This window comes from uncultured Escherichia sp. (genome assembly GCF_948475835.1).
Taxonomy (GTDB): Bacteria; Pseudomonadota; Gammaproteobacteria; order Enterobacterales; family Enterobacteriaceae; genus ECMA0423.
Genome location: NZ_CAOLGM010000167.1, coordinates 1 through 7,832 on the forward strand (window position 1 = coordinate 1; position 7,832 = coordinate 7,832).

General features: G+C 45.3%; 9 protein-coding genes. 5 read left to right on the plus strand and 4 right to left on the minus strand.

What is annotated here, in order from left to right:
* The first annotated feature begins 97 nt into the window (after positions 1-97).
* The 4 genes from QZF50_RS21490 to QZF50_RS21505 are packed head-to-tail and all read left to right on the plus strand — an operon-like array spanning position 98 to position 4,952.
* On the plus strand, positions 98-1,420 hold the full coding sequence (locus tag QZF50_RS21490) for a PTS sugar transporter subunit IIC (RefSeq protein ID WP_001347941.1): 1,323 nt from the start codon (positions 98-100) through the stop codon (positions 1,418-1,420).
* Between the two features lie 27 nt (positions 1,421-1,447).
* On the plus strand, positions 1,448-1,759 hold the full coding sequence (locus tag QZF50_RS21495; protein WP_001296721.1) for a PTS lactose/cellobiose transporter subunit IIA: 312 nt from the start codon (positions 1,448-1,450) through the stop codon (positions 1,757-1,759).
* Positions 1,760-1,814: 55 nt separating this feature from the next.
* Complete coding sequence (locus tag QZF50_RS21500; RefSeq protein WP_001022770.1) at positions 1,815-3,488, plus strand: carbohydrate porin; 1,674 nt, start codon at positions 1,815-1,817, stop codon at positions 3,486-3,488.
* A 24-nt stretch (positions 3,489-3,512) separates the two neighbouring features.
* Complete coding sequence (locus tag QZF50_RS21505) at positions 3,513-4,952, plus strand: 6-phospho-beta-glucosidase (RefSeq protein WP_000012618.1); 1,440 nt, start codon at positions 3,513-3,515, stop codon at positions 4,950-4,952.
* A gap of 56 nt (positions 4,953-5,008) precedes the next feature.
* Here the strand turns inward: QZF50_RS21505 and marB are convergent, their stop codons facing one another.
* Genes marB through marR form a run of 3 tightly spaced genes read right to left on the minus strand, consistent with a single transcriptional unit; the run spans position 5,009 to position 6,096 of the window.
* Positions 5,009-5,227 carry a multiple antibiotic resistance protein MarB gene (gene marB / locus QZF50_RS21510; RefSeq protein WP_000803659.1) on the minus strand — a complete coding sequence of 73 codons (219 nt, stop codon included), beginning with the start codon at positions 5,225-5,227 and terminating at the stop codon, positions 5,009-5,011.
* Positions 5,228-5,258: 31 nt separating this feature from the next.
* Positions 5,259-5,642, minus strand: coding sequence for an MDR efflux pump AcrAB transcriptional activator MarA (marA, locus tag QZF50_RS21515; protein ID WP_000091199.1), 384 nt, complete (start codon positions 5,640-5,642; stop codon positions 5,259-5,261).
* Between the two features lie 19 nt (positions 5,643-5,661).
* Positions 5,662-6,096, minus strand: coding sequence for a multiple antibiotic resistance transcriptional regulator MarR (marR, locus tag QZF50_RS21520; protein WP_000843419.1), 435 nt, complete (start codon positions 6,094-6,096; stop codon positions 5,662-5,664).
* 211 nt (positions 6,097-6,307) lie between these two features.
* Between marR and marC the strand changes: the two genes are divergently transcribed.
* Positions 6,308-6,973: an NAAT family transporter MarC gene (gene marC, locus QZF50_RS21525; protein WP_000885033.1), complete on the plus strand. Its 666-nt coding sequence runs from the start codon at positions 6,308-6,310 to the stop codon at positions 6,971-6,973.
* A gap of 24 nt (positions 6,974-6,997) precedes the next feature.
* Here the strand turns inward: marC and ydeA are convergent.
* A partial coding sequence (gene ydeA, locus QZF50_RS21530; protein ID WP_290388986.1) for an L-arabinose MFS transporter occupies positions 6,998-7,832 on the minus strand: 835 nt, incomplete at its 5' end.

Consider the following 7,832-nt stretch of genomic DNA (forward strand, 5'->3'; position numbering starts at 1 on the left):
ACTATTACCTGAACTAACTTTTCACACATCATAAAATGGATATGGCATACATGCTTTATTGGGATGTATAAATATCCAAAACAACAGGTATAAAAAAATGGGATTAATGGCCTCATTCGAACGTGGAATGGAACGTTTTCTTGTTCCAGTTGCTATCAAGTTAAACTCACAAAAACATGTTGCAGCGGTGAGAGATGGATTCGTTTTTACGTTTCCAATTATCATGGCAAGTTCATTAATTATATTAATTAACTTTGCCATATTATCGCCAGACGGTTTTATTGCCGGATTACTGCATCTGAATAGCATTTTCCCCAACCTTGAAAAAGCACAAGCTATTTTTACTCCGGTAATGAATGGTTCTGTAAATATCATGTCAATTATGATTGCTTTCCTGGTCGCCAGGAATATGGCGATTAGCTATGAGCAAGATGATCTTTTATGCGGATTAACGGCAATAGGAGCATTTTTTATTGTTTATACGCCATATCAGATGATAGATGGGCAAGCATTCCTGACGACCAAATATCTCGGCGCGCAGGGGTTGTTTGTTGCTGTTATCGTTGCATTGATCACCAGTGAAATATTTTGTCGCTTAGCTCGAAACCCAAAAATCACCATAACGATGCCGGCAGCTGTACCGCCTGCGGTAGCGCGTTCATTTAAAGTTTTATTGCCAATATTTTTTGTCATGGTGTTCTTTTCCGCACTTAATTATTGCCTGGCACTGATATCCCCGGCAGGACTAAACGATCTTATTTACACATTAATCCAGACGCCGCTCAAACATATGGGAACGAATATCTTTGCGGTAATTATCCTGGGGGCTGTGGGTAATTTCCTGTGGGTGCTGGGGATCCACGGACCTAATACCACATCGGCAATTCGAGAAACCGTTTTTTCTGAGGCTAATCTGGAGAATCTCTCCTGGGCCGCTCAACATGGCACTACCTGGGGCGCGCCATATCCGATTACCTGGACTTCTATTAATGATGCATTCGCCAACTGCGGCGGCTCAGGTATGACGTTGGGGTTATTGTTGGCTATTTTTATCGCTTCTAAGCGTGCGGAATACCGTGATCTGGCAAAAATGTCATTTATCCCCGGTATTTTCAATATCAATGAACCGATAATGTTTGGCCTTCCTATTGTACTTAACCCCATCATGATGGTGCCGTTTATTATGGTTCCCATTGTTAACTGTGCCATTGGTTACTTCTTTGTTTCGATGGAAATTATTCCACCGGTTGCTTATGCCGTGCCCTGGACTACGCCCGGACCTTTAATTGCTTTCCTCGGAACCGGGGGGAACTGGCTGGCTTTACTGGTTGGTTTTTTATGTTTAGGTGTGGCGACAATGATCTATTTACCTTTTGTTATTGCCGCCAACAAAGTCAATAACATGACAACTAACGGATAATTCCATTTACCCAGGAAGGAGATTGTGATGTTTGCAGATGAAGAACTTGTTATGGAGTTACTGGTCAACGCGGGGCAGGCACGTTCTGACGCGATGGAAGCCATACGTTGTGCCGGGCAAAAAGACTGGCAGGGCGCAACTCAGCTAATGGCCAGTTCTGAATCTGCCTGTCTTCAGGCACATAAGATTCAGACCGCATTAATTAGTCAGGATGAAGGCTGTGGCAAAATAAAAGTTAATTTAATTCTGATTCATGCACAGGATCATTTGATGAATGCAATATTATGCCAGGATTTAGCCAGGGAAATTATTTCATTAAGAAAAGAACTCCATGCCTGATTTTTTCCTCCAGTGCGATAGCTGGAGGAAATTATTATACTCTTAAGGATAAGTCATGAATATAAAGACGCTTAACGTCAGCCTTTTGTCTTTTTCTATTATTACAGCATTGTTTCCATTGAACGCGATGGCAACAAAATTAACCATAGAGCAGCGCCTTGAATTGCTTGAAAATGAATTGTCGCAAAATAAACAAGAGCTGAAAGCAACACAGAATGAACTGGGAGTATATAAATCCCGACTTTCGACCTTACAAAAAAGCATCACGGAAAACAAATATAAATCAGCCTCGCTTGCTGAAATATCAGCGACATCTCCCGTCGCTGATAACATCAAAAATGAAAACGGTGAACAGAACTCGTTTACCGCAGCGCATACTATAAATGGATCGCAGCAAGTTGCCGTTATTGAAAGTAAAGGCGACAAAACCACTATCGAAAGCGTGACCCTGAAAGATATCAGTAAATATATAAAGGATGATATTGGGTTCAGCTATCAGGGGTACTTCCGCTCAGGCTGGGGTACTGGTAATCACGGCTCACCACAAACTTATGCAGCGGGTTCTCTGGGACGTTTTGGTAATGAGATGAGCGGTTGGTTTGACCTGACCTTAAATCAGCGTGTTTATAATCAGGACGGTAAAACGGCAAATGCGGTCGTTACCTATGATGGCAACGTGGGTGAGCAGTATAACGATGCCTGGTTTGGTGACAGTGCCAATGAAAATATCATGCAGTTCAGCGATATTTACCTGACAACGCGAGGTTTTTTACCCTTCGCACCAGAGGCAGACTTCTGGGTCGGCAAACATAAACTCCCGCAATATGAGATCCAGATGCTGGACTGGAAAACCTTAACCACGGATGTCGCCGCGGGTGTGGGGATTGAAAACTGGGCACTTGGTGTAGGGCTGTTTGATATGTCCTTAAGCCGTGATGATGTCGATGTTTACTCTCGTGATTTTTCGCGTACCAGCCAGATGAATACCAATTCTGTGGATGTTCGTTATCGCAATATCCCGTTATGGGATGATGCGACATTATCATTAATGGCTAAATATTCCGCACCTAATAAAACGGATCAACAACAAGATAACGAAAATGACAACAGTTATTTTGAAATGAAAGATAGCTGGATGCTGACTTCTGTTTTACGGCAAAACCTGCAACGCGATACGTTTAATGAATTTACGTTACAGGTTGCCAATAATTCCTATGCCAGCAGTTTTGCCAGTTTCTCAGATGCCAGTAATACGATGGCGCATGGTCGCTATTACTATGGTGATCATACCAATGGGATCGCCTGGCGTTTAATCTCTCAGGGCGAGATGTATCTTACTGACAATATTATTATGGCTAACGCGCTTGTCTATTCTCACGGCGAAGATGTTTATAGTCATGAAAGTGGTGCTCATAGTGATTTTGACAGTATTCGCACTGTAATAAGACCGGCCTGGATCTGGAATACATGGAATCAGACGGGGCTTGAATTAGGCTGGTTTAAGCAACAGAACAAAACTCAGCAGGGTGTAACACTAAATGAATCGGCTTATAAAACGACACTCTGGCATGCATTGAAAGTGGGTGAAAGCATTTTAGGTTCACGACCAGAAATTCGCTTCTATGGAACGTATATCAATATTCTGGATAACGAATTATCGAATTTTAAGTTTAATGAGAACAGCAAAGACGAGTTTATGGCCGGCATCCAGGCGGAAGTCTGGTGGTAATCTATTTTAGTTAAGGAGTTGTGTATGTCAGGATTTAAAAAAGGTTTTTTATGGGGCGGTGCGGTAGCCGCGCATCAGTTGGAAGGTGGCTGGAATGAAGGAGGAAAAGGCATCAGCATCGCTGATGTGATGACTGCTGGCGCTCACGGGGTGCCGCGTGAAGTGACAGAAGGCGTTATCGACGGGCTTAATTATCCCAATCATGAAGCAATTGATTTTTATCATCGCTATAAAACAGATATTCAGTTATTTGCCGAGATGGGATTCAAATGCTTTCGAACTTCCATTGCCTGGACACGAATCTTTCCGCAAGGTGACGAACAGGAGCCGAATGAAGAGGGTTTACAATTTTATGATGATCTGTTCGATGAATGCCTTAAGCAGGGAATGGAACCTGTGGTGACGCTTTCACATTTTGAGATGCCTTATCATCTGGTGACAAAATATGGTGGCTGGCGAAACCGTAAACTGATCGACTTTTTTATCCGCTTCGCATCAACGGTCTTCACGCGCTATAAAGAAAAAGTAAAGTACTGGATGACGTTTAACGAAATCAATAATCAGGTGAATTTCAGCGAAAGCCTGTGTCCATTTACTAATTCCGGTATCTTGTATTCGCCAGAGGAAGATATCAATGAGCGCGAACAAATAATGTACCAGGCGGTACATTACGAGTTAGTTGCCAGTGCCCTGGCGGTACAGACTGGAAAATCGATCAATCCTGAATTTAACATTGGCTGTATGATCGCCATGTGTCCCATCTATCCTCTGACGTGTGCACCCAACGATATGATGATGGCCACGAAAGCAATGCATCGTCGTTACTGGTTTACTGATGTTCATGCTCGTGGATATTATCCACAACATATGCTGAATTACTTTGCCAGGAAAGGATTCAACCTCGATATCACACCAGAAGATAACGCGATTCTTGCCAGTGGTTGTGTCGACTTTATCGGCTTTAGCTACTACATGTCTTTTACGACACAATTTTCGCCCGATAACCCGCAACTGGATTATGTTGAACCACGAGATTTGGTCAGCAACCCTTATATCGATACATCCGAATGGGGATGGCAAATTGATCCGGCAGGGCTACGTTATTCACTCAACTGGTTCTGGGATCATTTCCAGTTGCCGCTGTTTATTGTCGAAAATGGATTTGGTGCGGTTGACCAGAGACAAGCTGACGGCACGGTGAACGATCACTATCGCATTGATTACTTTGCTTCCCATATTCGGGAAATGAAAAAAGCCGTAGTTGAAGATGGTGTTGACTTAATTGGCTACACCCCGTGGGGCTGCATTGACCTGGTTTCTGCCGGAACAGGGGAAATGAAAAAGCGCTACGGAATGATTTATGTCGATAAAGACAACGAAGGGAAGGGAACGCTGGAACGGATACGTAAAGCGTCGTTTTACTGGTATCGGGATCTCATCGCCAACAATGGCGAAAATATTTGAGACTTGAGGAAGATATTACGGAGATGTCAGGCTCTGTGATCAGAGCCTGACAATAACTACATAGCGTGTTGATTATAATAGGGCACGCCGAGCGCATCCGACTTATCACTGCCAGTACCCATGTGATTTAAATCAAACGGTGGTTGTTCCTGCGATGGGGGAACAACCACGACATTGGCACAAGAAGTAACAACTGGCTGCGTGGTTTGTTCCGCAACGCCCTGCGCGGAAAAGAGAATAAGCGCAGCTGCTATTGCGGATGAAAGTGGTTTCATGATTGCCTCAGTGACGTTGTCACGTTATCAACTAGCTGTTGTAATGATTTAATGGATGTAAAAAGCGCGATTCGCCCTGCATATTGGTCATCCGGTATTTATGCGGCGGAACATCAAAGTAATTTTTGAAGGTTCGGGTCAGAGTTTGTTGCGACTCGAAGCCATATCGTTCTGCCAGATAGAGTATCGGCTCGTTACTTTCCTTCAGCTTTTGCGCGATTTCCGTCATCTTACGGCTGCGGATGTATTGGCCTAATGAATGACCGGTTTCTTTTTTAAACATCCGTTGCAGGTGCCATTTAGAGTAACCTGAACGCTCTGACACTTTCTCCAGTGACAGTGGCGATTCCAGGTTGTCCTCGATCCAGTCCAAAATGCTATGAATGGTAATAGCGTCAGTATTGCGTCTGGACATCGTCATACCTCTTTTTTGTTTACGGCAGGACTTTCTTAAGCAAATGCTCAAGTGTTGCCACTTCGTCCGCCGTCAGGTTTTTTGTTAATTCTTGATGCAGGTCCTGGCCAACTAATTGATGGCATTGTTCGCATATTGCCGCGCCGCTGGTGGTAAGTTTTACCAGTACGCCGCGCTTATCATTCGGGTTCGGCAACCTTTCAACCCAGCCTTTACAGACCAGGCGATCCAGCATACGGGTCAGTGCTCCAAGGTCGACAGACAACACTTTTTTCAGTTCAACCGGAGTAATACACGCCGCGCAGCGGATAGAGCAGAGCACCTTAAACTGTGCCGCGGTAATATCCAGCGGAGACAGATACTCGTTAAGCAGACGATCTTTCTTCTGATTAACCATATGGATTAAGCGACCCAATGGAATAATTTCATTGAACAGATCGCTGGTACTTTTCACATTAGTTGCCCTGGCAAGTAATTAGTTGCAGGGGATAATATTGCCCAGGCAAGTATAAGTCAAATAAATGAATTGACCGATGCCACGTTTTGCTAAATCGGTTCAAGTTTTGGTCAATGCGATGCAAGGTTAGCTAAAGAGTGACACTTTATCCTTGTTTACCCCTTATACTTTTCGCTGATAACCCAGATACACAGGATAACAACCACTAATGTTAGATTTGTTTAAAGCAATTGGCCTGGGGCTGGTGGTGTTACTGCCGTTAGCTAACCCATTAACAACTGTCGCGTTATTTCTTGGCCTGGCAGGCAACATGAACAGTGCCGAACGTAATCGTCAGTCGTTGATGGCCTCGGTGTACGTATTTGCCATCATGATGGTGGCGTATTACGCCGGGCAACTGGTGATGGATACATTTGGCATTTCGATTCCCGGTCTGCGAATTGCAGGCGGCTTAATCGTCGCGTTTATCGGTTTTCGGATGCTCTTTCCGCAACAGAAAGCGATTGATTCACCGGAGGCGAAAAGCAAGTCGGAAGAGCTGGAAGATGAACCCAGTGCCAATATTGCCTTTGTGCCGCTAGCAATGCCAAGTACCGCTGGTCCGGGAACCATAGCGATGATTATTAGCTCGGCGTCCACAGTGCGTCAGAGTTCAACCTTCGCTGATTGGGTACTGATGGTTGCGCCGCCGCTGATCTTTTTCCTGGTGGCGGTTATTTTGTGGGGAAGCCTACGCAGCTCCGGCGCAATTATGCGGCTGGTGGGCAAGGGTGGCATTGAAGCGATCTCCCGTCTGATGGGATTCCTGCTGGTATGTATGGGTGTGCAGTTTATTATTAACGGCATCCTGGAAATCATTAAAACGTACCATTAAAAAAGGCCCGAATGGGCCTTTCAACTATTGCGTCTGTTCTTCGAGTGTCACTGGCCAGCGGCGAAATATAATGATTGACCAAATTAACGCGGCAAAAGCAGGCACCGCGCCCACATAACCAATCATCGACATTGACCAGTGCAAACTCACCTGATTACCTACCAACGCACCCGCCCCGATTCCAATATTAAATATCCCGGAGAATAGCGCCATCGCGACGTCGGTAGCATCTGGTGCCAGCGCCAGCACTTTAACCTGCATACCAAGCCCGATGATCATCATCGCGATCCCCCAGAAAATACTCAGCACCCCGAGGTGTATTTCACTGTTCGCCGCAGGTAACAGCAATGCCAGGCACACCAGCAACAGCGCAATCGCCGTACTCACCAACGCAGACGCATACTGATTACCCAGTTTACCGAAAATCACGCTGCCAATAATGCCCGCACCACCGAGTAATAACAGTAATGCCGTGGCAAAGTTGGCGCTGAATCCCGCAATGTTTTGTACAAAAGGCTCGATATAGCTGTATGCCGTGTAATGGGCGGTGACAACCACCACAGTTAACAAATAAATGCTCATCAATGCCGGGCGGCGGAACAATAGCGGGAGGCTTTTCAGTGAACCGGAATGCTCACTGGGCAGTAAGGGAAGTAACTTAATCAGGCACAAAAGGGTGATAAGCGCCCCAATACCAATCGCGAAGAAGGTCATTCGCCAACCGAAATACTGGCCCACAATGCGCCCGAGAGGTAAACCTAAGACCATCGCCAGTGCTGTACCGGTGGCAATTAAACTCAATGCCTGTGCTCGCTTCCCGGCCGGAGCCATACGGATCGCCAGAGACGCCGTAATCGAC

Excerpts from the sequence above, each read along its gene's own strand:
- QZF50_RS21490 (WP_001347941.1), top strand. The coding sequence starts at position 98 with ATGGGATTAATGGCCTCATTCGAACGTGGAATGGAACGTTTTCTTGTT.
- QZF50_RS21495 (WP_001296721.1), top strand. The coding sequence starts at position 1,448 with ATGTTTGCAGATGAAGAACTTGTTATGGAGTTACTGGTCAACGCGGGG.
- QZF50_RS21500 (WP_001022770.1), top strand. The coding sequence starts at position 1,815 with ATGAATATAAAGACGCTTAACGTCAGCCTTTTGTCTTTTTCTATTATT.
- QZF50_RS21505 (WP_000012618.1), top strand. The coding sequence starts at position 3,513 with ATGTCAGGATTTAAAAAAGGTTTTTTATGGGGCGGTGCGGTAGCCGCG.
- marB (WP_000803659.1), bottom strand. The coding sequence starts at position 5,227 with ATGAAACCACTTTCATCCGCAATAGCAGCTGCGCTTATTCTCTTTTCC.
- marA (WP_000091199.1), bottom strand. The coding sequence starts at position 5,642 with ATGTCCAGACGCAATACTGACGCTATTACCATTCATAGCATTTTGGAC.
- marC (WP_000885033.1), top strand. The coding sequence starts at position 6,308 with ATGTTAGATTTGTTTAAAGCAATTGGCCTGGGGCTGGTGGTGTTACTG.